This window comes from Nonomuraea polychroma (genome assembly GCF_004011505.1).
GTDB classification, from domain to species: Bacteria; Actinomycetota; Actinomycetes; order Streptosporangiales; family Streptosporangiaceae; genus Nonomuraea; species Nonomuraea polychroma.
This window is the reverse complement of sequence record NZ_SAUN01000001.1, coordinates 9,392,981-9,414,425: the sequence shown is the minus strand read 5'-3', so window position 1 is coordinate 9,414,425 and position 21,445 is coordinate 9,392,981. Positions and strand designations below refer to the sequence as shown.

General features: G+C 67.5%; 23 protein-coding genes. 15 read left to right on the top strand and 8 right to left on the bottom strand.

The features are described from left to right. Nucleotides 1–120 precede the first annotated feature (120 nt). Complete coding sequence (locus tag EDD27_RS43345) at nt 121–1,521, top strand: CCA tRNA nucleotidyltransferase (RefSeq protein ID WP_127937847.1); 1,401 nt, start codon at nt 121–123, stop codon at nt 1,519–1,521. Here EDD27_RS43345 and EDD27_RS43340 read toward each other — a convergent pair. After that, a complete protein-coding gene (locus EDD27_RS43340) occupies nt 1,472–2,776 on the bottom strand; it encodes an MFS transporter (protein ID WP_127937845.1) in 1,305 nt (434 codons plus the stop codon). The genes EDD27_RS43345 and EDD27_RS43340 overlap by 50 nt on opposite strands. Nucleotides 2,777–2,882: 106 nt before the next feature. Here EDD27_RS43340 and idi point away from each other — a divergent pair, with 106 nt between their 5' ends. Further along, nucleotides 2,883–3,473 carry an isopentenyl-diphosphate Delta-isomerase gene (gene idi, locus EDD27_RS43335; protein ID WP_164904051.1) on the top strand — a complete coding sequence of 197 codons (591 nt, stop codon included), beginning with the start codon at nt 2,883–2,885 and terminating at the stop codon, nt 3,471–3,473. 132 nt (nt 3,474–3,605) lie between these two features. On the opposite strand, the gene EDD27_RS43330 is transcribed toward idi, so the two are convergent. Both EDD27_RS43330 and EDD27_RS43325 read right to left on the bottom strand, forming a co-directional pair. Then, nucleotides 3,606–4,685 (bottom strand): inositol-3-phosphate synthase, encoded by a 1,080-nt coding sequence (locus EDD27_RS43330; RefSeq protein WP_127937844.1) that lies wholly within the window; start codon nt 4,683–4,685, stop codon nt 3,606–3,608. Between the two features lie 13 nt (nt 4,686–4,698). Continuing rightward, nucleotides 4,699–5,289, bottom strand: a complete 591-nt coding sequence (locus EDD27_RS43325; RefSeq protein WP_127937842.1) for a PadR family transcriptional regulator — start codon at nt 5,287–5,289, stop codon at nt 4,699–4,701. A 135-nt stretch (nt 5,290–5,424) separates the two neighbouring features. Between EDD27_RS43325 and EDD27_RS43320 the strand changes: the two genes are divergently transcribed. Further along, a complete protein-coding gene (locus EDD27_RS43320) occupies nt 5,425–5,811 on the top strand; it encodes a DUF5318 family protein (protein WP_127937840.1) in 387 nt (128 codons plus the stop codon). 267 nt (nt 5,812–6,078) lie between these two features. Here EDD27_RS43320 and EDD27_RS54965 read toward each other — a convergent pair whose 3' ends face one another. After that, on the bottom strand, nt 6,079–6,306 hold the full coding sequence (locus EDD27_RS54965) for a hypothetical protein (protein ID WP_164904050.1): 228 nt from the start codon (nt 6,304–6,306) through the stop codon (nt 6,079–6,081). On the opposite strand from EDD27_RS54965, the gene EDD27_RS43315 reads away from it, so the two are divergent. The 3 genes from EDD27_RS43315 to EDD27_RS43305 are packed head-to-tail and all read left to right on the top strand — an operon-like array spanning nt 6,284 to nt 10,880. Beyond that, nucleotides 6,284–8,500: a transglycosylase domain-containing protein gene (locus tag EDD27_RS43315; RefSeq protein WP_164904049.1), complete on the top strand. Its 2,217-nt coding sequence runs from the start codon at nt 6,284–6,286 to the stop codon at nt 8,498–8,500. The two genes, EDD27_RS54965 and EDD27_RS43315, sit on opposite strands and share 23 nt — an antisense overlap. Further along, nucleotides 8,497–9,819 (top strand): glycosyltransferase family 87 protein, encoded by a 1,323-nt coding sequence (locus EDD27_RS43310; RefSeq protein WP_127937835.1) that lies wholly within the window; start codon nt 8,497–8,499, stop codon nt 9,817–9,819. Before EDD27_RS43315 ends, EDD27_RS43310 begins: the two co-directional genes overlap by 4 nt. Beyond that, entirely contained in the window at nt 9,816–10,880 is a 1,065-nt protein-coding gene (locus tag EDD27_RS43305) for a mannosyltransferase family protein (RefSeq protein ID WP_127937834.1), read from the top strand. Before EDD27_RS43310 ends, EDD27_RS43305 begins: the two co-directional genes overlap by 4 nt. A gap of 63 nt (nt 10,881–10,943) precedes the next feature. Here EDD27_RS43305 and EDD27_RS43300 read toward each other — a convergent pair whose 3' ends face one another. Next, entirely contained in the window at nt 10,944–11,687 is a 744-nt protein-coding gene (locus EDD27_RS43300) for a deoxyribonuclease IV (RefSeq protein ID WP_206641910.1), read from the bottom strand. 137 nt (nt 11,688–11,824) lie between these two features. Here EDD27_RS43300 and EDD27_RS54960 point away from each other — a divergent pair, with 137 nt between their 5' ends. Continuing rightward, on the top strand, nt 11,825–12,001 hold the full coding sequence (locus EDD27_RS54960) for a hypothetical protein (protein WP_164904048.1): 177 nt from the start codon (nt 11,825–11,827) through the stop codon (nt 11,999–12,001). A gap of 51 nt (nt 12,002–12,052) precedes the next feature. On the opposite strand, the gene EDD27_RS43295 is transcribed toward EDD27_RS54960, so the two are convergent. After that, entirely contained in the window at nt 12,053–12,367 is a 315-nt protein-coding gene (locus tag EDD27_RS43295) for a hypothetical protein (protein ID WP_241564558.1), read from the bottom strand. 193 nt (nt 12,368–12,560) lie between these two features. On the opposite strand from EDD27_RS43295, the gene rpsF reads away from it, so the two are divergent. The 7 genes from rpsF to EDD27_RS43260 all read left to right on the top strand — a co-directional run bounded on the left by rpsF (nt 12,561) and on the right by EDD27_RS43260 (nt 16,909). After that, nucleotides 12,561–12,851 carry a 30S ribosomal protein S6 gene (gene rpsF, locus EDD27_RS43290; protein WP_055504125.1) on the top strand — a complete coding sequence of 97 codons (291 nt, stop codon included), beginning with the start codon at nt 12,561–12,563 and terminating at the stop codon, nt 12,849–12,851. Between the two features lie 78 nt (nt 12,852–12,929). Then, entirely contained in the window at nt 12,930–13,487 is a 558-nt protein-coding gene (locus tag EDD27_RS43285) for a single-stranded DNA-binding protein (RefSeq protein ID WP_127937832.1), read from the top strand. 63 nt (nt 13,488–13,550) lie between these two features. Further along, the gene (rpsR, locus tag EDD27_RS43280; RefSeq protein ID WP_020543048.1) at nt 13,551–13,787 is read left to right on the top strand and encodes a 30S ribosomal protein S18; all 237 of its coding nucleotides are present in this window, start codon (nt 13,551–13,553) and stop codon (nt 13,785–13,787) included. Nucleotides 13,788–13,802: 15 nt separating this feature from the next. Then, complete coding sequence (gene rplI, locus EDD27_RS43275; RefSeq protein ID WP_127937830.1) at nt 13,803–14,249, top strand: 50S ribosomal protein L9; 447 nt, start codon at nt 13,803–13,805, stop codon at nt 14,247–14,249. Between the two features lie 226 nt (nt 14,250–14,475). Next, a complete protein-coding gene (locus EDD27_RS43270) occupies nt 14,476–15,333 on the top strand; it encodes an ABC transporter substrate-binding protein (protein WP_127937828.1) in 858 nt (285 codons plus the stop codon). Next, nucleotides 15,330–16,169: an amino acid ABC transporter permease gene (locus EDD27_RS43265; protein WP_127937826.1), complete on the top strand. Its 840-nt coding sequence runs from the start codon at nt 15,330–15,332 to the stop codon at nt 16,167–16,169. The genes EDD27_RS43270 and EDD27_RS43265 overlap by 4 nt, the downstream gene beginning before the upstream one ends. Next, nucleotides 16,166–16,909, top strand: a complete 744-nt coding sequence (locus tag EDD27_RS43260; RefSeq protein ID WP_127937824.1) for an amino acid ABC transporter ATP-binding protein — start codon at nt 16,166–16,168, stop codon at nt 16,907–16,909. The genes EDD27_RS43265 and EDD27_RS43260 overlap by 4 nt, the downstream gene beginning before the upstream one ends. Here the strand turns inward: EDD27_RS43260 and EDD27_RS43255 are convergent. Together EDD27_RS43255 and EDD27_RS43250 are read right to left on the bottom strand one after the other, a co-directional pair. Beyond that, the gene (locus EDD27_RS43255) at nt 16,906–18,378 is read right to left on the bottom strand and encodes an APC family permease (RefSeq protein WP_241564557.1); all 1,473 of its coding nucleotides are present in this window, start codon (nt 18,376–18,378) and stop codon (nt 16,906–16,908) included. The two genes, EDD27_RS43260 and EDD27_RS43255, sit on opposite strands and share 4 nt — an antisense overlap. Nucleotides 18,379–18,482: 104 nt before the next feature. Further along, nucleotides 18,483–19,784, bottom strand: coding sequence for an MATE family efflux transporter (locus EDD27_RS43250; RefSeq protein WP_127937822.1), 1,302 nt, complete (start codon nt 19,782–19,784; stop codon nt 18,483–18,485). A gap of 198 nt (nt 19,785–19,982) precedes the next feature. On the opposite strand from EDD27_RS43250, the gene dnaB reads away from it, so the two are divergent. Next, nucleotides 19,983–21,425, top strand: coding sequence for a replicative DNA helicase (gene dnaB / locus EDD27_RS43245; protein ID WP_241564556.1), 1,443 nt, complete (start codon nt 19,983–19,985; stop codon nt 21,423–21,425). Nucleotides 21,426–21,445 lie beyond the last annotated feature (20 nt).

Here is a 21,445-nt window from a genome sequence, read left to right as displayed (position 1 = left end):
CTTGACCGACGGTAACCCGGACCCGGTGTGGCTCGGGGGATATGTTCCGGATGTTCCGACCGACGAAGGACCCGACCCGGTTTGTCCGACTCAACTTTGACCGAAAGCCAGCAGCGGGCCATGACCGACCTGTTCCGCAAGATCGCCCCGGTGGCCGACGAGCTCGGCCGCCGTTTCGCTGCCAAGGGCCACGAGCTCGCCCTCGTCGGCGGTCCTGTGCGGGACCTCCTGCTCGGCCGCATCGGCAACGATCTCGACGTGACCACCGACGCCCGCCCCGAGCGGGTGCTAGAGATCGTCAGGGACTGGGCCGACGCGGTGTGGACCATCGGCATCGACTTCGGCACGGTCGGCCTGCGCAAGGGCAGCTGGCTGATCGAGATCACCACGTATCGCAGCGAGGCGTACGACCCGAAGTCGCGCAAGCCCGAGGTCATGTACGGCGAGACGCTGCAGGCCGATCTGGAGCGGCGTGACTTCGCGGTCAACGCCATGGCGGTGCGCCTGCCGGGACACGAGTTCGTCGACCCGTACGGCGGCCTGGAGGACTTGGCCGCCAAGCGGCTGCGCACGCCCGGCACGCCCGAGCGGTCCTTCGACGACGACCCGCTGCGTATGTTGCGGGCCGCCAGGTTCGCCTCGCAGCTCGGGTTCTCCGTGGACGCCAAGGCCTTGGCGGCCATGACGGCGATGGCCGAGCGCATCGAGATCGTCTCGGCGGAGCGCATTCGCGACGAGCTCGACAAGCTCGTCTGCGGCGCCTACCCGCGCGAGGGGCTGCGGCTGCTGGTCGAGACGGGGCTGGCCGCTCACGTGCTGCCCGAGCTGCCGAAGTTGCGCCTGGAGATCGACGAGCACCACCGGCACAAGGACGTCTACGAGCACTCGCTGACCGTGCTCGACCAGGCCATCGCGCAGGAGGATGACGGCAAGCCGGACCGGATCCTGCGCTGGGCGGCACTCCTGCACGACATCGGCAAGCCGAAGACACGCCGCCACGAGCCCGGCGGGCGGGTGTCGTTCCACCACCACGAGGTGGTCGGCGCCCAGCTGACCAAGAAGCGGATGAGCGAGCTGAAGTTCCCCAAGGACGTGGTGGCCGATGTCGCCCGGCTGGTCGAGCTGCACCTGCGCTTCCACGGCTACGGCACGGGCGAGTGGACCGACAGCGCCGTGCGTCGCTACGTGCGCGACGCCGGGCACCTGCTGGACCGGCTGCACAAGCTGACCAGGGCCGACTGCACCACGCGCAACAAGCGCAAGGCCGCCGCGCTGTCGCGTACGTACGACCACCTCGAGGAGCGCATCGCCAGGCTCGCCGAGGAGGAGGAGCTGGCCAAGATCAGGCCGGAGCTCGACGGCAACGAGATCCAGCGTGTCCTGGGCATCGGGCCCGGGCCGGTGGTGGGGCGGGCTTACAAGTTCCTGCTCGACCTGAGGCTCGACAAGGGCATGATCGGCAAGGAGGCGGCTACCGAGGCGCTGCTGGAGTGGGCGCGGGCGAACGACGCGGGCGCGTGATCATCCGGTACGCGATCGCCGCGACCTGGTAGCCGATGGCGACGATCGCTACGGCCATGTAGGACTTGCCGTTCGCGGGCAGGATCATCGCCGACAGGGCCGCGGCGAGGACGTACATGCCGTTGAACAGCATGTCGTAGATCGAGAACGCGCGGCCCAGATAGATGTCCTCGACATCACGCTGAACCGTGGTGTCGGCGCAGATCTTGACGCTCTGCCCGGCCACGCCCAGCACGAACCCCGCGACCGGCAGCCCCCACTCCTGGAACGGCAGCACCAGCGCGGCCGTCAGCACGCCGGCCGCCGACAGCGCGATCGGCACCCAGCGCTCGATGGTGAACCGCTCGGTCGCGTACGGGGTGATGATCACGGCCAGGAAGTAGCCGACGCCGGAGGTGGCCACGACCAGGGTTACTCCACCCAGCGCGGCGTCGGTGTCGCCGTCGTAGAAGTAGTAGCGGTAGAGGATGATGCCGAGGGCCGTCGCCATGCCGTAGAAGAAGCGGTGCGCGGCCATGGCGCCCATGGTGGCGGCCGCCACCCGGTGCCCCACCAGGTGCTTGGCGCCGTCGGCGAGGCCGACGAGCACGTTGCGCAAGGCCTGGCGGGCCTGCGGGCGGTTGGGGTCGGACCAAGGGCCGAGCAGCCCCCGGTCCATCGTCCGGGCGACCAGCGAGCTCAGCCCGAACACCACCCCTGAGGTGGCCAGAAGCAGTGCCACGCCGAAGTCGTCGCCGCCGAACACCTCGCGCAGCAGGAACCCGACCCCCGCGCCCACGAACGTCACCACAGTGCCCGACGTGGGCACGACCGCGTTGGCCGCCATGAGCCGGTCGGCGGGCACCACGTGCGGCAGCGAGGCGCCGAGCGAGGCCAGGAAGAACCTGTTGACGCCGAGCACCGCCAGCGCCGCCCCGTAGAACGCGGGGTCGGGCACGTCGGCGGCCACCAGACCGGCGGCGATCAGCAGCAGCGCGCCGCGCACGAAGGGCGCGACCACCAGGATCTGCCGCCGCGACCAGCGGTCGATGAACACGCCCACGAACGGGCCGAGCACGCTGTACGGCAACAGCAGCACGGCAAGGCCTGCCGCGACCTGCAGCGCGGTCGTCTGGCTCTCAGGGCTGAAGAAGGCGAATCCGGCGACGCCGAACTGGAAGATCCCGTCGGAGAACTGGGAGACCAGCCGGGTGCCGAAGAGCCTCCTGAAGTCCCTGCCACGAAGGACCACGCGGAGATCGGCGACGAATGACACGCCGCCAGCCTAGCCAAGCGCCGGTCCTGCAGCATGCGGGAGAGGTTGGCGTAGCAGGTGGGTCCCGGGTTTCGCGCGGTCGTCATGATCTCGTACGCTTCATAGCGTGACGATTGCGGAGCACGTTGTGCTGGTCGATCCGGAGGGTCGCGCGCTGGGGACCGCGCCCAAGACGTCGGTGCACGGTCGCGAGACGCCGCTCCATCTGGCGTTCTCCAGCTATGTCTTCGATCGCGCCGGTCGCGTGCTGCTCACCAAGCGGGCGGAGCACAAGATCACTTGGCCGGGGGTCTGGACCAACAGCTGCTGTGGTCATCCCCTGCCCGGGGAGGCGCTGGACCGGGCCGTCGTGCGCCGGCTGTCCTATGAGCTCGGGCTCGGGCTCGCCGTCGAGCGGGTCGATCTGCTGCTGCCCGATTTCTCGTACCGGGCCGTCATGGCCAACGGCATCGTCGAGCACGAGTTGTGCCCGGTCTACCGCGTCATGGTCAACGGGCCCGTCGCGCCCAACCCTGAAGAGGTGGGGGAGACGCGGTGGATGCCGTGGATGGAGTTCGCGGAGGGTGTGCAGAGCGGGCTGCTGGCGATCTCGCCGTGGTGCCGTGAGCAGGTGCCGCTGCTGATCAAGCTCGGCTCCGACCCGCTGAAATGGCGACCCGCCTCCCCGTCCGCCCTCCCCCCGGCGGCCCGCCTCTGACCACCCCGCCACACGAGACCGCGCGCCGCCCACGTCGGCGCGACGGCCGTGTCAGGGCGGTGCGCATCCGGGCGCAGGAAAAGGCGCCGCACCCAGGGCGGGCGCGGCGCCGTAGGACCGGTGGTCAGCGGGTCACCGCTCGACCTCACCCCGGATGAACTTCTCGACGTAGTCCCGAGCCTCGTCGTCCGAGAACTGCTTCGGCGGCGACTTCATGAAGTACGACGACGCCGACAGGATCGGCCCGCCGATGCCCCGGTCGAGGGCGATCTTGGCGGCCCGGACGGCGTCGATGATGATGCCGGCCGAATTGGGCGAGTCCCAAACCTCGAGCTTGTACTCGAGGTTGAGCGGAGTGTCGCCGAACGACCGGCCCTCGAGCCGCACGTACGCCCACTTCCGGTCGTCCAGCCACGGCACGTGGTCCGACGGCCCGATGTGCACGTCGGCCTTGCCCATCTCGTGCGGGATCTGCGAGGTGACCGACTGCGTCTTGGAGATCTTCTTGGACTGGAGCCGCTTGCGCTCCAGCATGTTCATGAAGTCCATGTTGCCGCCGAAGTTGAGCTGGTACGTGCGCAGCAGCTCAACGCCACGGTCCTCGAACAGCTTGGCCAGCACCCGGTGCGTGATCGTGGCGCCGACCTGCGACTTGATGTCGTCGCCGACGATCGGCACGCCCGCCACGGTGAACTTCTCAGCCCACTCCGGGTCGGAGGCGATGAAGACCGGCAGCGCGTTCACGAAGGCCACACCCGCGTCGATGGCGCACTGCGCGTAGAAGCGGTCGGCCTCCTCGGAGCCCACGGGAAGGTAGGAGACCAGGACGTCGACCTCGTTGTCCCGGAGCACCTGGACCACGTCGACGGGCGCCTCGTCGGACTCCTCGATGATCTCCCGGTAGTACTCACCCAGGCCGTCGAAGGTATGACCGCGCTGGACCGTCACCCCCGTGGGCGGCACGTCACAGATCTTGATCGTGTTGTTCTCGCTGGCGACTATCGCCTCGGACAGATCCCGGCCGACCTTCTTGGCGTCCACGTCGAACGCCGCGACGAACTCGACGTCGCCGACGTGGTAGTCGCCGAACTTCACGTGCATCAGGCCCGGGACCCGTATCTCCGGGTCGGCGTCCCTGTAGTAGTGAACGCCCTGGACCAGCGACGACGCGCAGTTGCCGACACCGACAATGGCCACGCGAACCGAACCCATCGCACTCGCTCCCTTACTCATCAGTTGACGTGGTATCTCTTTCGGGCCTCTCCTCTGAGGAGGCCCGACGCTCCGTTGCGATCAGCTCGTTCAGCCAGCGCACCTCGCGCTCGACCGACTCGAGCCCATGACGCTGCAGCTCGAGCGTGTAACTGTCGAGGCGCTCCCTGGTGCGCGCCAGCGCCGTCCGCACGGCGTCGAGCCGCTCCTCAAGCCGGCTACGGCGGCCTTCGAGTATGCGCAAACGCACCTCGGCCTCGGTGTGCCTGAAGAACGCGAAGTGCACACCGAAGCTCTCGTCCTCCCAGGCGGAAGGCCCGGCCTGCGTCAGCATCTCCTGCAGCCGCTCCTTCCCTTCCGCGGTCAGCTTGTAAACGATCTTTGATCTGCCGCCGACGATCGTGGTGGGAGCGGGTTGCTCCTCTGCGATGAGCCCTTGGGCGAGAAGTGATCGAAGACAGGGGTACAGCGACCCATAGGAGAACGCGCGGAACATCCCCAGCAGGGCGTTGAGCCGTTTGCGCAGCTCGTAGCCGTGTAGCGGGGTCTCGTGCAGCGACCCGAGCACGGCCAGTTCCAAGACCCTGCCCTGTCCGCCGGCCATGAGGAACCACCCTCCTCTCGCGTCGATGTATCGAGCCGATACATCCCCAGGATACGTCTGGCCGCTATATCGCTGCAATCGGCGGATTTGCCAAGTCGTTGGGACGATCGACAGAAACGCCGTAGTCTGGCGCTCATGTGGTCACAGCGAAGGGTGGTGGATTACGGCCTCGCGAAAAAGGCGGTGGTCCGCTCCTTCCGCGCCGGGCGCACGTCGCGTGGCGAGCTTTGTGACGCACAGCCGTACCTCCTTCGCGCGGCCCGCCTCTTCGGCGAGCCGACCGAACGCCTCTGCCCGGTCTGCGAGAGGGAGAACGTCACCAACGTGACCTATGTCTACGGAGATGCACTCGGACGGCATGCCGGACAGGCAAAGGTCGCAACGGAACTCGCCGCCATGGCTCATGATTACGATGAGTTCCGGGTGTACGTCGTCGAGGTCTGCCAAGGTTGTTCCTGGAACCACCTGACGGTTTCGTACGTCCTCGGCAACGGACCACCTGACCTCATCGGCCAAGCGTGAAGACCGAGGGCGGCGAGGAACCTCACGCCCAACCGCCGTTTATGTTCCGACGACAGTGCGAGGACGTGTGAGTAACAGCATGAATGAGGGGACGCCACGCCCGGGAAGGCGCCGTCGCTCCAGCTCATCCCGTTCTGTGCCCCAGGGTTCTCCACCGCAAACCGGCGAGCCGTCCTGGGGTCCCGGCCAGCCGCCGCGTCGTCCGGAAGCCGCCTACGAGCAGACGGGCGCGATGGCCGCGCAGCCGTACGAAGGCCCGCCCCAGCCTCAGCGCGACGAGCCGGTCTCCCGGCGCGGCGACCAGCCGCCGCCGCGCTCGCGCTCACGTGCGCGCCAGGACACGCACACGGTGAGTAACCAGGAGACCATGGTCTCCGGCGGCCCGCCGCGCTCGCGCCGGAGGTCGGGGCAGGGTGGGCCGCCAGAGCCGCCGAGGCCGCCGAAGAAGACCCGCGGCGGGTGGCGCAGGTTCGTGCCCAGCTGGAAGATCGTCATGGCCGGGTTCGTGGTGATCACCGCCGGGATCTTCGGCATGATCATGGTGGCGTACGCCAACACCGAGGTGCCCACGGGCACCCAGGAAGAGGCGATCGCGCAGCAGAGCACGATCTACTACAACGACGGCAAGACCCCGATCGCCCATCTCGGCATGAAGCGGGAGATCGTCAAGCTGTCGCAGATGGACGAGACGGTCAGGGAAGCCACGATCGCCATCGAGAACCAGACTTTCTACGAGGACTCCGGCATCTCCATCCCCGGCATGATCCGGTCGCTGTGGATGACCGCGACCGGGCAGCAGCTCCAGGGCGCCTCGACGATCACCCAGCAGATGGCCCGCAACTACTACGACGGCCTCAGCCAGGAAGTCTCGATCAAGCGTAAGATCAACGAGATCTTCGTCGCGGTCAAGCTCGACGACACGCTGACCAAGGACGAGATCCTGGAGAGATACCTCAACACGGTCAACTTCGGCCGGGCCTACGGGGTCCAGGCCGCCGCGAAGGCGTACTTCGGCGACAAGGTCACCGCCGCGAAGCTGACCCCGGAGCAGGGCGCCTACCTCGCCGCGCGGATCCAGCAGCCCAACTGGAAGGCCGACGAGCCGGCGCTGCAGAGCCGGTTCAAGGACGTCATCAACAACATGGCCAAGGTCTGGCCCGACAAGTACGGCAACCTCCCGCAGACCGCCAAGTTCCCCAAGACGGCCAAGGACGACAACGTCAACGAACTGGGCGGCATGAAGGGCTACATGGTCACGCAGGTCCTGAAGGAGCTGGAGGGCCGCGGGCTCACCGGCGACGAGGTCAGGAGCGGCGGCTACGAGATCGTCTCCACCTTCGACAGGAAGCTCATGATCGCCGCGAAGGAGGCGGTGACCAGCACCATGAGGGGGATGAACAAGGAGTACCACGCCGGCCTGGCCGCGGTGAACCCGAAGAACGGCCGCGTCGTCGCGTTCTACGGCGGCACCAACTACCTGACGGACCCGTGGAACGAGCCCTTCCAGTCCAAGAAGCAGGCCGCGTCCGCGTTCAAGCCCTACGTCCTGGCCGCGTGGTTGCAGGCCGGCTACTCGCTCAAGAGCTTCGTGCCAGGAAACGAGACCGTGCCGAAAGAGCTTCCCGGCGTGCAGAAGGAAGGCATCAGGAACAGCCACAACGTCGGCCGCGCCGTTGACGTGGTCAAGGCCACCTCGGAGTCGGTCAACACCGCGTTCGTCTCGATGGCCTACGCCCTGCCCAACAAGCTCGACGATGTGAAGAACCTCGTCGAAGCGGCCGGGTTCAACCAGGAGACCATGGAAGCCGACGTCAACGAGCACAGCTACCAGTTCGCGATCGGCAGCGCCCCGGTGACCCCCGTCGAGCAGGCCGCGGGCTACTCCATCTTCGCCAACGGCGGCAAGTACACCCGCTACCACGTGGTCATCGAAGTCCGGCAGGACAAGAAGGTCGTCTACCCGGAGCAGAGGACCGCCAAGAGCGTCGTCGACGCCGGGGTCGCCGCGGACGCGACGGTGGCCATGCAGGAGGTGCTGCGGAGCGGCACCGCGCAGGGCAAGGGCCTGGGCTCCCGTCCGGCGGCCGGCAAGACCGGCACCAACAACGACGAGAAAGAGGCCTGGTTCGTCGGCTACACGCCGCAGCTCTCCACCGCTGTCGGGTTCTACCGCGAGGAGTGCAGGACGAAGTCCGGCAAGGTCGTCCCGCCGCTGCACTCCAACTGCCCCATCACGCCCGGCGGCAAGCCGAGCAAGAAGTACGACATCAACAACCCGTACACCCTGCCCTACGAGGTGTCCCTGGGCTTCGAGGGCGCGGGCCCGCCCACGATCGCCTGGCAGAGGTTCATGCTGGCCGCCCACGAGGGCAAGCCGATCGAGCAGTTCCCGCAGAAGGCCGAGATCGGCACACCCGAGAACATCGTGCCGAGCCCGACGCCCACGCCGACGCCCAGCGCCGACGACAATCCGTTCACCGATGAGGACCCGTTCGGCGACCCGGGCACGGACAACCAGGACTGCCTCATCGCGCCGTGTGGTGACGACACCACCACCGGCGACGACAACGTCACGACGGACGACGGCGGCGCCGTAAACGACGGGTTCCCGCAGGGGGGCGACGACGGAGGGTTCGGCGGCGGCATGGCGCCGGCTCCACGGCCCTCTGGCCGGATCGAGGGTCAGTGACGAGCACGGAGGCACGCGTCCCGCTGATGGCGCGTGCCGTGCCGTACCTTCCCCTGGGGCTGATCGCGGCCCTGGGGGCGACGCTCGCGTACGTGGTGCGGCTGCCGTGCCGCACCGGCGGCTGGAACGACCAGGTCTCGACGTACACGAACTTCTGTTACACCGACATCTACCCGCTCTACTTCGACCGGCAGCTGGCCACCGAGAACCCGTACTTCGCCCACGTGGACTTCGACAAACAGGTCGAGTACCCGGTGGTGCTGGGCGAGGTCATGCAGGTGATCAGCTGGATCGCCAGGGCGCTGGAGCTCGACAGGGTCGCCCAGGCGGTCAGGTTCTACGACCTGACGGTGATCCTGCTCGGCATGTGCCTCGTGGCCGGCGTGCTGCTGATGGCGGCGGTGGCCGGGCCGGCGCGGAGGTGGGACGCGCTCTGGTACGCGATCTCGCCGGCCGTGGTGCTGGCCGCGTACATCAACTGGGACCTGGTCGCGGGCGCGCTGTCGATGGGCATGCTGCTGGCCTGGGCGCGGCGCCGGCAGGTGCTCGCCGGGGTGCTGCTCGGGCTGGCGATCGCGACGAAGTTCTACCCGCTCATGTTCGTGGGCGCGTTGTTCCTGCTCACGTGGCGTACCGGGCGATGGCGGCCGTTTCTGATCACGATCGCTTCGGCGGCGGGCGCGTGGATCGTGGTCAACGCGCCGTTCATGATCTTCGCTTGGGAGGGATGGCGCAGGTTCTACGTCTTCTCCCAGGAGCGCGGGGTGGACTGGGGGTCGCCGTGGCTGTTCTTCCAGAACAAGGGCTGGCCCATCCTCGGCGAGTGGGACGTCAGCACGCTCGGCATGTTGTCGCTCGGCGCCCTGTGCCTGGGCATCGCCGTGCTGACGCTGGCCGCGCCGCGCCGGCCGCGGCTGGCGCAGATCTGCTTCCTGGCGCTGGCCGCCTTCATGATGACGAACAAGGTGTGGTCGCCGCAGTTCGTGCTCTGGCTGGTGCCGTTCGCGGTGCTTGCCCGGCCCAACTGGAAGCCGCTCGCGCTCTGGCAGCTGGCCGAGGTCTGGTATTTCGCGGCCATCTGGCTCTACCTGCTGTCCCAGCCGCCGCTGGAGCGGGACGACCTGGGCATCGGTGACGACACATACTTCACCGCCGTCTGGGGGCGCATCATCACGATCGGGATCATGATGGCGTTCGTGGTGCGGGACATCCTGCGGCCGGACAAGGACGTCGTACGGCAGGCCGACATCGATGACCAGGCGGGCGGCGTCTTCGACGATACGCCTGACCGGTTCACGCTGGCGTCCGCCGTACGATGATCACTCGCTCGGCGAGCCGGGACGCGCTGCTGCTCTGGTTCGGCTCGCGGGCTGGGTTGCTGATCGCGACGTTACTCGGCGTGACGCTGGGCGAATACCTGGATAAGTGGCGCAAGTGGGATGCCGGGCTGTTCATCACGATCGCCCAGTACGGCTACGACGGCGAGCCCGGCAGACCGCCGGACGCGGGGTTGCCCGCGTTCTTCCCCGGCCTGCCCGCCGTGCTGCGGCTGGTGCACTTCGTCGTGCCGGACTGGGCGGCGGCCGGGCTGCTCGTCTCGCTGGTGGCGGGTGCGGTGGCCATGGTGGCGCTGGCCAGGCTGGCCGAGTTCGAGGGCGCCAACGGGTGGATGGCCGTGCTGGCGCTGCTGGCCTTCCCGATGGCCGTGTTCCTGGTCGCGGGCTACAGCGAGACGCTCTTCCTGGCCTTCGCCATTCCCGCGTGGCTGGCCGCCAGGCAGGGACACTGGGCGCAGGCCGTGTTACTCGCGGCGGGGGCGTCATGCGTGCGGATCACGGGGTTGTTCCTGGCGGTCGCGCTCGTCGTGGAGTTCGTCGCGAGCCGGGACTCGCCGCGGCGGGCCGGGTGGCTGGTCGTGCCGTTCCTGCCGCTGGTGGCGTACTCCTATTACCACTACAGCAGGTCGGGCGACTGGCTGGCGTGGAAGCACGCGCAGGAGGCAGGCTGGGGGCGCGAGTTCGAGTGGCCGTGGGAGGCGTGGAAGACGACCTGGCGCTCGGCCATGGGAACCGACGACTTCGCGGTGGCCTTCCGCATGGAGATCGCCGGGGCCGTGGTGGCGGTCGCGGTGCTGGTGTGGCTGCTCCTGCTGCGCAGGTGGAGCGAGCTGACCTACACCGGGGCGCAGGCGGCCGCTCTGATGACCTCGGCTTACTACCTGTCGATCCCGCGCTCGCTGGTGTTGTGGTTCCCGCTGTGGGTCCTGGTCGCCAAGGTCGCGACCAGGAAGGCGTGGGTGCTCGTGCTCTACGGCCTGATCTCGGGGCCGCTCATGCTGGTGAACACCGCCCGGTTTCTCAGCGGGGCGTGGGCTGGCTGATATGTATACCCGCTTCTTGGTCTCGGTAATCCAGGGAAGTTATCCACAGGCTGTGTGTATTCGCTAGAGGTTTTTCCTCAGGAACGCGATGTCGTCCGCCTGACCGGCGGCAGGCGTCTCCACCACGATCGGGGCCCCGGCCGCCCGGCAGACCGCCAGGATCAGCTCAGAGTCGATCTTCCCCTGGCCCAGGTTGGCGTGGCGGTCGGCGCCGGAGTCGAAGTCGTCGCGCGAGTCGTTGCAGTGGACGAGATCGATGCGGCCGGTGATGGCCTTGACCCGGTCGACCAGGTCGATCAGCTCTTCGCCGCCCGCGTGGGCGTGGCAGGTGTCGAGGCAGAAGCCCACGTCGAAGCCGTCGAGCGCATCCCAGAGGCGGGCGATGCGCTCCAGCTTGCGCGCCATCGCGTTGCCGCCGCCCGCGGTGTTCTCGATCAGCACGGGGATCGGGCACTCCATGCGCTCGAACACCTTGCGCCAGTTGTCGAACCCCTTCTGCGGGTCGTCGTTCTTGTTGACGTGGCCGCCGTGCACGATCAGCGCCTTCGCGCCGAGCCCCGCGGCCGCCTTCAGGTGCTGCTCCAGCAGCTTGCGACTGGGGATCCTGATGCGGTTGTTGGTCGTCGCCACGTTGATCAGGTAAGGCGCGTGGATGTAGATGTCCACGCCCTGGACCGGCTTGGCGGGCAGCACGGGCTTGTCATATCCCTGGGGGTCCCCGAGGAAGAACTGCACCACCTCGGCCCCGACCTCCTCGGCGTGAGCGGCGGGGTCGTCCTGATCGACATGAGCTCCGATGCGCACCATGCCACCGAGCTTATCCAGAGCGGCGCGCCTGGGGCTTGCGTAACCAGCGCAAGCCCCAGGCGAGCGCGACCATGAGCGCGTTTGCGGGCAGGGCGTTCGGGCAGTCGCAGAGCACCCCCTACCCGAGGAGAAACGCTATGACAAGGTGGCGCTGGCGGGCGCTGATCTTATTGATTTACGTGGTGATCGGGATCTACGTGGCCTGGCTGTACGACTACATCACCCCGGGGCTGCTGCGGGACCTCGCGGAGGCGTTGCTCGCGGTGTTCCTCTGGTTCCTGGTCCTGCTCGGCATAGATCTGCACATCGGATGAACGACATAAACGAACGGCCCCGGTTCCTGTGGAATCCGGGGCCGTCGCTCGTCAGTGGGGGAGGAACCCGCCGTGGGCGATGCCGAGCGCGGCCCCGACGAACGATCCCACCAGCCCGACGATGTTGAGCGAACGTTGCGGCGTGGTCGCGGAGACGTACTGAGAGTAGAGACCCACGCCGAAGCCGAGTGTGCCGAACCAGGCCGAGATGGCGTGCGCGGAGGTCCAGAACGTCGAGACGAATGCCACGATGCCGCACAGGAGCGTCGCGACGGCCAGAACGTTCTCGACAGGATGTGCACGTCCGTCCGTGTTGAGCGTGAGCCTGAACCGTTCCCTCTCCGAGGGTTGAAGCACATGTGGCACAGCCACCACCCCCTTAGGTTTCCTAAAGGCCTTCCCACGTACTTGTGGCTGGTAACCTGGGGCACGCTGCGTTGTGATGGGTGATCCGTCGCCCGGCGGTGCCGAAGTGGGCGCCCCGGGTTCCAACGCCAGCGTCCTCCTGTCACGGCAGAGTGTCGTGACCGCAAGAGTCCAGAGGAGGTTGGAGTCCCGCATGCGTCGTTACGAAGTAATGGTCATCCTGGACCCTTCGCTCGATGAGCGCACCGTCGCGCCGTCCCTCGACCAGTTCCTCACCGTGGTCCGCAACGACGGCGGCACCGTGGAGAAGGTCGACGTCTGGGGCCGTCGCCGGCTCGCGTACGACATCAACAAGAAGTCCGAGGGCATTTACGCCGTCATCGACCTGTCCGCGGAGCCCGCGACGGTCAAGGAGCTCGACCGCCAGATGAACCTCAACGAGGGCATCCTGCGCACCAAGGTCCTGCGGCCCGACGTGCACTAACCCCCGGCTTTTGTCGGGGGACACCCGTAGTCTGAGCCGTAACCCAAGCGAAGGCGTGCAGGAAGGCGAGCGCAAGCCATGGCAGCAGGCGACACCGTAATCACCATCGTCGGCAACCTCGTCGACGACCCGGAGCTGCGCTTCACCCCGACGGGGCAAGCGGTGGCTCGATTCCGCATCGCGTCCACTCCGCGGTTCATGGATCGCCAGACCAACGAGTGGAAAGATGGCGAGAGCCTCTTCCTGACCTGCAACGTGTGGCGGCAGGCGGCGGAGAACGCCGCCGAGAGCCTCCAGCGCGGCATGCGGGTCATCGTGCAGGGGCGGCTCAAACAGCGGTCTTACGAGACCAAGGAAGGCGAGAAGCGCACCGTCTACGAGGTCGAGGTCGACGAGGTCGGCCCGTCCCTGCGTAACGCCACCGCCAAGGTCAACCGCACCTCCCGTCAGGGCGGTGGCGGCGGCTTCGGCGGCGGCCCGGCCGACGACCCGTGGGCCTCCGCGTCACCCGCCCCGCCCCAGGGCGCGAGCCCCGGCGGCTTCCAGGGTGGCGGCGGCGGCAACTACGGTGGCGGCCAGCAGGGCGGCGGCGGCTTCGGCGGCGGCAACGACTTCAGCGACGAGCCTCCCTTCTAGTCCACATCCACAAGTCCGAGTCCATTCCCGCCCCAAAGGCGGGGCTCTGAAAGGAGCACCACGATGGCTAAGCCGGCACTGCGCAAGCCCAAGAAGAAGGTTTGCCTGTTCTGCCACGACAAGATCTCCTACGTCGACTACAAGGACACGGCGCTGCTGCGGAAGTTCATCTCCGACCGCGGCAAGATCCGTGCGCGCCGGGTGACGGGCAACTGCACCCAGCACCAGCGTGACGTGGCGACCGCGATCAAGAACGCCCGTGAGGTGGCCCTGCTGCCCTACACGAGCACCGCGCGCTAAGGAGGACTTGTCGATATGAAGCTCATCCTCACCAACGAGGTCTCCGGCCTCGGCGCCCCTGGCGACGTCGTCGAGGTCAAGGACGGCTACGGCCGTAACTACCTGATCCCGCGCGGCTTCGCCATGCGCTGGACCCGCGGGGCCGAGAAGCAGATCGAGACGCTCAAGAAGGCTCGCGACGCCCGCGAGATCCGCGACCTTGGCACCGCCAAGGAGGTCGCCGGCCAACTGGGCGCCCTGCGGGTGCGCCTGGCCACCCGCGCGGGTGAGTCCGGCCGCCTGTTCGGCTCGATCACCACGGGCGACATCGCCGACGCGGTCAAGGCCGCCGGCGGGCCCGCGCTCGACCGCCGCCGCATCGAGATCCCCAACCCGATCAAGAGCGTCGGCGCCCACCGCGTCACCGTCAAGCTCCACCCCGAGGTGTCTGCCTCTGTGGATGTTGAGGTTGTCGCGGGCTGATCTCGCTGATCAGAGCCCCCTCCTTCAGGAGTGGGGCTCTTTTCTTTTTGTTACGCGGTGCCGTGGCTTCCCACTCGCCGTAGCCGGCTGATGGCCCTCCAGGAAACGGCCGCTGACCCTTCACCGGCTGAGCGCCGTTACGCGAGCCCATCCTGGGCCGATTGCCGTGGTCCGGGCAGCGTAGAATGCCGTAGTTCTTAGCACGTTTCCCCCTGGAGGCAAGGCCATGGCCCGTTCCTTCATGCTGCTTGCGCTGGCCGTGGCGGTCGTTGGTTGTGCGCCTGTGGACAACACGACGAGCACGACGTCAGCCAGTCCGGCGACGTCCACTGCCTGTACCAAGGAGCAGCTCGCGCTCATCAATCCCGGAAAGTTGACGATCGGGACCGACAAACCGGCGTTCGAGCCGTGGTTCAAGGACGACGACCCGAGCAACGGGCAGGGGTTCGAGAGCGCGGTCGCCTTTGCCGTGGCAGGGGAGCTGGGCTTCGATCGGAGTGAGGTGCAGTGGAGCACTGTCAAGTTCGATTCCGCGTTCGCGCCCGGTGAGAAACAGTTCGACTTCGACATCAACCAGGTGTCGATCACGCCTGAGCGGGCTCAGGCGGTCGACTTCAGCAAGGGCTACTACACGGTCAAGCAGGCTGTCGTGGCCATTGAGGGCGGTAAGTACGCCGGGGCCAAGAGCCTGGCCGAGCTGAAGGACGCGAAGATCGGCGTGCAGGTGGGCACAACCTCGCTGGCCGCCGTCCAGGAGATCATCCAGCCCGCGGACGACCCCAACGTGTACAACGAGCAGATCGACGCCGTGAACGCGTTGAAGAACAAGCAGGTGGACGCGCTGGTCGTGGACCTGCCGACGGCGTTCTATGTGACCGCCGCGCAGGTCGAGAACTCGAAGATCATAGGGCAGTTCAGCTCGACTGGTGGCGCGCCGGAGGAGTTCGGACTGGTCATGGAGAAGGGCAGCCCGCTCAAGCCGTGCGTCGACCAGGCCGTGGATGCGCTGAAGTCCAAGGGTGAGCTGGCCAAGATCGAGCAGCAGTGGCTCGGCTCGGCCGCGGGCGCTCCCGAGTTGAAATGAGCGAGTGGGTCAAATCCGAGCGGCAGGCTGAGCGGGAGCGGATCCGCAGGTCGCACGCTCGCCGCTCGGCCTCGATCGCGACGACCTCGACGGTGGTGTTCATCGTCCTGGTCGTGTGGGGGGTCACGAACTCGCCTGGCTGGCCGCGGGTGCAGGAGAAGTTCTTCAGCTGGAAGCATTTCGCCAACGCGATGCCCGACGTGCTGAGCGGGTTCATGCTCAACGTCAAGATCTTTCTGATCGCGGAGGTGCTGATCCTGGTCGTGGGGCTCTTGGTGGCGCTCGCCAGAGGGATCAGGACGCCCGCGTTCTTCCCGATCCGGGCGCTGGCCACGCTTTACACCGACATCTTCCGCGGCGTGCCGACGATTCTGGTGATCTATCTGATCGGGTTCGGGCTGCCCGCCCTCCGGCTCCAGGGCATCCCGTCCGATCTGGTGACGCTGGGCATCATTGCGTTGACGCTGTCCTACGGCGCGTACGTGGCCGAGGTCTTCCGCTCCGGCATCGAGTCCATCCACCCGAGCCAGGTGGCGGCGGCCCGCTCGCTCGGGCTGAGCCACGGCAAAACCATGCGATTCGTGGTGCTGCCGCAGGCCACGCGCAGGGTCGTGGTGCCGCTGCTGAACGACTTCGTCTCGCTGCAGAAGGACACGGCGCTGGTGGCCACCATCGGCCCGCTGGAGGCCCTCAGGCAGGCGCAGATCCACGTGACCAAGACCTTCAACTACACGCCCTACCTGGCGGCGGCGCTGCTGTTCATCCTGCTCACCATCCCCATGGCCAGGCTCACCGACCACCTGGCCGCCCGCACCCGCCGGAGGCGTGGCGCATGAGCCTTCTGACGATCGACGGGGTGTGGAAGAACTTCCACGGCCACGACGTGTTGCGCGGCATCGACCTGGAGGTGCAGCCGCACGAGGTGGTGAGCCTGATCGGGGCCTCCGGGTCGGGCAAGTCCACACTGCTGCGCTGCGTGAACCTGCTGGAGACGGTGGACGACGGCACGATCTTCCTGGACGGCGACGAGATCACCGATCCCCGGGTGAACGTCGACGACGTGCGCAAGCGGCTGGGCATCGTGTTCCAGGCGTTCAACCTGTTCCCGCACATGACCGTGCTGGACAACATCACCCTCGCGCCGCGCCGGGTGCACAAGGCGGCCAGGGAGCAGGCGGAGGAGCAGGCGCACGAGCTGCTCGCCAAGTTCGGGCTGGCGGACAAGGCGCGGGCGTACCCCGACCAGCTGTCGGGCGGGCAGCAGCAGCGGGTGGCCATCATCCGGGCGCTGGCCACGCAGCCCAGGCTCATGTTGCTCGACGAGGTGACCTCGGCGCTCGACCCCGAGCTGGTGGTCGAGGTGCTGGGGATCATCAGGGAGCTCAAGGAGTCCGGCATGACCATGATCCTGGCGACTCACGAGATGGGTTTCTGCCGCGAGATCTCGGACACGGTGTGCTTTCTCGACGGCGGCGTGCTGCTGGAGAAAGGGCCCGCGGAGAAGGTCTTCACGGACCCGGAGAACGCCAGGACCAGGGAGTTCCTGCGAAGCGTGCTGGAGACCAGGCGGTTCTAGCGGCGGTGGCGGCCGCGTACGGGGTCGACCGGGCGCGCAGGGCGGGCCAGGAGGCTGTGGCGGCGGCCGTACACAAGGTAGACCAGCAGGCCGAAGGCCATCCACAGGACGAAGTACGCCCAGGTCAGCACACGCAGGTTCACCATGAGCCAGAGCGTGGCCAGCAGCGAGAGCGCCGGCACCAGCGGAGACAGCGGCACCCGGAACCCCCGCTCCAGGTGCGGCATGCGGCGCCGCATCACGATCACCCCGGCGGCCACGAACGCGAAGGCGAACAGCGCTCCGATCACCACGAGCTCCTGCAGCGTGAGCACCGGAACGAACTCGGCCAGCACGATCGCGACCAGCCCGATCACCAGCGTCACCCGCGACGGCGTGTGATAGCGGCGGCTGACCGCCGCCAGGCCGCGGGGGATCAGCCCGTCACGTGCCATCGAGAACAACACCCGCGTCTGGCCCACGATCAGCACCAGGATCACGGTCGTCAGCCCGAGCAGCGCGCCCACGTCGATGACGTGGGCCATCCAGTCCACACCCGCCGCGCGGAACGCGCTGGTCAGCGGTGCCTCCACCGAGATCTTCGTGTACGAGACCATGCCCACCATGACCAGCGCCACCGCGATGTAGATGACGGTGGCGATCACCAGGCTGCGGATCATGCCCTTGGGCACCGCACGCGGCGCGTTGACGGTCTCCTCGGCCGCCGTGGCCACCACGTCGAACCCGATGTACGCGAACGCGATGGCGGAGGCCGCCGAGAAGATCCCGAACCAGCCGAACGCGCTGCTCTCGCCGACGAGCACCTCAAGCACGGTGGCCGGCGAGGTCGTCAACGTCTTGGACGGCACATAGAGTTCGCCGAAGTTGGCGGCGTCGAGGTGGAAGAGGCCCACGACGATGACCGCGCCGATGGCCAGCAGCTTGGCCGACACCATGATCCACAGGGCGCGCAACCCGACCCGGGCGCCCAGCGCAACGATGGCGGTGAGCAGCACCAGAATCACGAGCACGAGGACGTCGGCGACGAGGTCGGGGTTGGGCACGCGGACGCCGAGGTTCGTGATCGCGCCGACCGCGATCAGGCCCCATGCCCTGGCCACGACGGCGGCGGCGAACTGCAGTTCCAGGATCAGCGCCCAGCCGATGATCCAGGCCCAGACCTCGCCGAAGATGACGTACGTGAAGGTGTAGGCGCTGCCCGAGGTCGGCATCGTGGATGACAGCTCGGCGTAGCACAGGCAGGCCAGCAGGCAGGCGATCCCCGCGATCATGAAGGAGAGGATCACGCCGGGGCCGGCCGTGGTGGCCGCCTGCTGGCCGGCAATGGAGAAGATGCCCGCGCCGATCGTCACACCGAGCCCGAGCACCACCAGGTCCGCCGGGCGGTAGAGCTCGGCCAGGCTGTGCCTGGCGCCGGTGCGTAGGCCGGTCGCTTCCGAAGGCGGCAGTCGTCGAAGAATTGTGGACAAGGAACACCCCGCTCAGGGACATCGCCCACAATGTCTCACCACTTGGACAACAGCAAGCACGAGACGATTACAGTGGACCGCGTTCAGCGGTCCGCTGTGTATGCCTATGCCCCGGTCACCAGCCAGGCGGTGCCGGCGGCGCGGCGCACGAGAGTGATCAGCCGCGCGATCATCCACACGCCCAGCGCGCACCACAGGGCGACCACGCCGAACCCGGAGGCGAGAAAGGCGGCAGGCAGGTACGCCAGCGTCGTCCACACCCCCGCCCACGCCAGGTAACGCTGGTCGCCCGCGCCGATCAGCACGCCGTCCAGCACGAACACCACCCCGCACACCGGCTGGAACAGCGCCACCGGCCACAACAGAGCCAGCAGCAGCTCGGCGACCCGCGGATCGGCGTCGAACAACCCCGGCAACGCCGGCCTGGCGGCGAGCACGAGCAGGCCGAGCACGATCCCCGACCACACGCCCCACTGCACCATGCGCTTGGTCGCCGCCCTGGTGGCGGCCACGTCCCCGGCGCCGAGCGCACGTCCCGTGATGGCCTGGCCGGCGATGGCGATGGCGTCCAGCGCGAAGACGAGCAATGTCCACACCTGGGTGGCGAGGGCGTAGGCGGCCAGTGAGGCCTCGCCCATCCTGGTGGCGATCACCGTGGCGGCGGTCACCACGATCCGCAGGCAGAGGGTGCGGATGAACAGCGCGATCCCTGCCGTGCCCGCCTGCTTGAGCCCGGCCAGGCCGGGCGTGAGCGGTGTGCCGAGCTGTAGCGCACCCCTGGCCACCACGACCAGATAGACGGCCGCGCCCAGCGTCTGAGCCAGCACGGTGCCCCATGCCGACCCGGCGATGCCCCACTCCAGCCCCAGCACGAACCAGGCGTTGAGCGCCGCGTTGAGCGCGAACGAGCCGACGGCCACGACCAGCGGCGTGACCGTGTCCTGCAGCCCGCGCAACACGCCCGTGCCCGCCAGCACGACCAGCATGCCGGGCGCGCCCAGCAGGCTGATCCGCAGGTACGTCACGGCCTGGGCGCTCTGTTCCGCGCTCGCCCCGAACACCTCCACGACCGCGGGGGCCAGGGGCCAGAACACCGCGATCAGCGCGGCCCCGATGCCTAATGCCAGCCAGATGCCGTCCACACCGCTGCGCATCGCTCGTACGTGCTCGCCCGCGCCCGTCTGCCGCGCCACAGACGCCGTCGTGCCGTAGGCGAGGAAAACACACAGGTTCATCAGCGCTGCCAGGACCGTGCCCGCCACACCCAGGGCGCCCACCGCCGTGGTGCCGAGCCCGTGCCCGACGATGGCGTAATCGGCGAGCAGGAAGAGCGGCTCGGCCACCAGCGCACCGAACGCCGGCACGGCCAGCCGCAGAATCTCCCTATCTCTGGATGTAATGAGCATTTGCCTATTATGAGCCTTACGCGGCGTGTCTGGCCAACTTTCTTTCCTCCACAGCCGGTGGACACTGTTAGCCCAGCTCAGAGGCTCATTGGTGGATGGCAGAAAGAGTTATCCCCAGCCTCCGTCCACAGGCAGTTCACACCCTGGGGGCGATAGTGCACAGCTTGACCACAGGGTTGTCCACAGGCCGCGTTGCCGATGAGCCTGGACTCCGCGAAACTGTCACACCGGTCGACTACAAGTGGGGGTGGTGCGACCGCCTGCAAGGTTGTTCGAGGGGGCGCGGTGAGCATTGACGAAGAGACCGACGCAGGTCCAGGTTTCGAGCGCACACCGCCGCACAACATCGAGGCGGAGCAGTCGGTGCTGGGCGGCATGCTGCTGTCGAAGGACGCGATCGCCGACGTCGTGGAGATCATTCGGGCTGACGACTTTTACCGGCCCGCCCACCAGATGATCTATGACGTCATCACCGACCTCTACGGCCGGGGCGAGCCCGCCGACGCGGTCACCGTCTTCGACGAGCTGCAAAAGCGCGGCGAGATGGCCAGGGTGGGCGGCGCCGCCTACCTCCACACGCTCACGGCCGTCGTCCCCACCGCGGCCAACGCCGGCTACTACGCAAAGATCGTCCGAGAGCAGGCCATCCTCCGCCGCCTCATCGAGGCCGGCACCCGCATCGTCTCCTACGGCTACGGCGGCCAGAACGAAGAGGTCGACGACCTCGTTGACCGCGCCCAGGCGGAGATCTACAAGGTCACCGAGCGCCGCACCTCCGAGGACTACGCACCCCTGGCCGACATCATGCCCGGCGCCCTGGACGAGCTGGAGGCCATCGGCAGCCGGGGCGGTCAGATGGTCGGCGTGCCGACCGGCTTCCAGGACCTCGACCAGCTCACGAACGGCCTGCACCCGGGCCAGATGATCGTCGTGGCCGCACGACCCGCAATCGGGAAAAGTACCCTAGGTCTGGACTTCGCTCGTTCGGCGGCGATCAAGCATGGGATGACCACGGTGATCTTCTCGCTGGAGATGTCCCGCAATGAGATCACCATGCGCTTGTTGTCCGCCGAGGCCAGGGTCGCGCTGCATGCCATGCGGTCGGGGATGATGGGCGACGACGACTGGACGCGGCTGGCCCGGCGGATGAGTGAAGTGGCCGAGGCGCCGCTGTTCATCGACGACTCGCCCAACATGTCGATGATGGAGATCAGGGCCAAGTGCCGGCGGCTCAAGCAGCGCAACGACCTGCGCTTCGTGGTCATCGACTACCTCCAGCTGATGAGCTCGCCGAAGAAGACTGAGAGCCGCCAGAACGAGGTCTCCGAGATTTCGCGTGCCATCAAGCTGCTGGCCAAGGAGCTCGAGGTGCCGGTCATCGCGATCTCCCAGCTCAACCGTGGTCCCGAGCAGCGAACCGACAAACGTCCCCAAGTTAGCGATCTGCGTGAATCCGGAAGTATTGAACAAGATGCGGATATGGTTATCTTGCTCCATCGCGAGGATGCCTACGAGCGCGAGTCGCCCAGGGCGGGTGAGGCGGACCTTATAGTTGCTAAGCATCGAAATGGTCCAACTGCCACTGTCACTGTCGCCTTCCAGGGACATTACTCTCGCTTTGTTGACATGGCTGCCCACTAGTACTGTCTGAATTGTAGGGT

What these genes read in the sequence shown, in the direction of transcription:
- EDD27_RS43345 (WP_127937847.1), top strand. Translation starts at nt 121, where the DNA reads ATGACCGACCTGTTCCGCAAGATCGCCCCGGTGGCCGACGAGCTCGGC.
- EDD27_RS43330 (WP_127937844.1), bottom strand. Translation starts at nt 4,685, where the DNA reads ATGGGTTCGGTTCGCGTGGCCATTGTCGGTGTCGGCAACTGCGCGTCG.
- EDD27_RS43325 (WP_127937842.1), bottom strand. Translation starts at nt 5,289, where the DNA reads ATGGCCGGCGGACAGGGCAGGGTCTTGGAACTGGCCGTGCTCGGGTCG.
- EDD27_RS43320 (WP_127937840.1), top strand. Translation starts at nt 5,425, where the DNA reads ATGTGGTCACAGCGAAGGGTGGTGGATTACGGCCTCGCGAAAAAGGCG.
- EDD27_RS54965 (WP_164904050.1), bottom strand. Translation starts at nt 6,306, where the DNA reads ATGACGATCTTCCAGCTGGGCACGAACCTGCGCCACCCGCCGCGGGTC.
- EDD27_RS43305 (WP_127937834.1), top strand. Translation starts at nt 9,816, where the DNA reads ATGATCACTCGCTCGGCGAGCCGGGACGCGCTGCTGCTCTGGTTCGGC.
- EDD27_RS43300 (WP_206641910.1), bottom strand. Translation starts at nt 11,687, where the DNA reads ATGGTGCGCATCGGAGCTCATGTCGATCAGGACGACCCCGCCGCTCAC.
- EDD27_RS54960 (WP_164904048.1), top strand. Translation starts at nt 11,825, where the DNA reads ATGACAAGGTGGCGCTGGCGGGCGCTGATCTTATTGATTTACGTGGTG.
- rpsF (WP_055504125.1), top strand. Translation starts at nt 12,561, where the DNA reads ATGCGTCGTTACGAAGTAATGGTCATCCTGGACCCTTCGCTCGATGAG.
- EDD27_RS43285 (WP_127937832.1), top strand. Translation starts at nt 12,930, where the DNA reads ATGGCAGCAGGCGACACCGTAATCACCATCGTCGGCAACCTCGTCGAC.
- rpsR (WP_020543048.1), top strand. Translation starts at nt 13,551, where the DNA reads ATGGCTAAGCCGGCACTGCGCAAGCCCAAGAAGAAGGTTTGCCTGTTC.
- rplI (WP_127937830.1), top strand. Translation starts at nt 13,803, where the DNA reads ATGAAGCTCATCCTCACCAACGAGGTCTCCGGCCTCGGCGCCCCTGGC.
- EDD27_RS43270 (WP_127937828.1), top strand. Translation starts at nt 14,476, where the DNA reads ATGGCCCGTTCCTTCATGCTGCTTGCGCTGGCCGTGGCGGTCGTTGGT.
- EDD27_RS43265 (WP_127937826.1), top strand. Translation starts at nt 15,330, where the DNA reads ATGAGCGAGTGGGTCAAATCCGAGCGGCAGGCTGAGCGGGAGCGGATC.
- EDD27_RS43260 (WP_127937824.1), top strand. Translation starts at nt 16,166, where the DNA reads ATGAGCCTTCTGACGATCGACGGGGTGTGGAAGAACTTCCACGGCCAC.
- EDD27_RS43250 (WP_127937822.1), bottom strand. Translation starts at nt 19,784, where the DNA reads ATGCTCATTACATCCAGAGATAGGGAGATTCTGCGGCTGGCCGTGCCG.
- dnaB (WP_241564556.1), top strand. Translation starts at nt 19,983, where the DNA reads ATGAGCCTGGACTCCGCGAAACTGTCACACCGGTCGACTACAAGTGGG.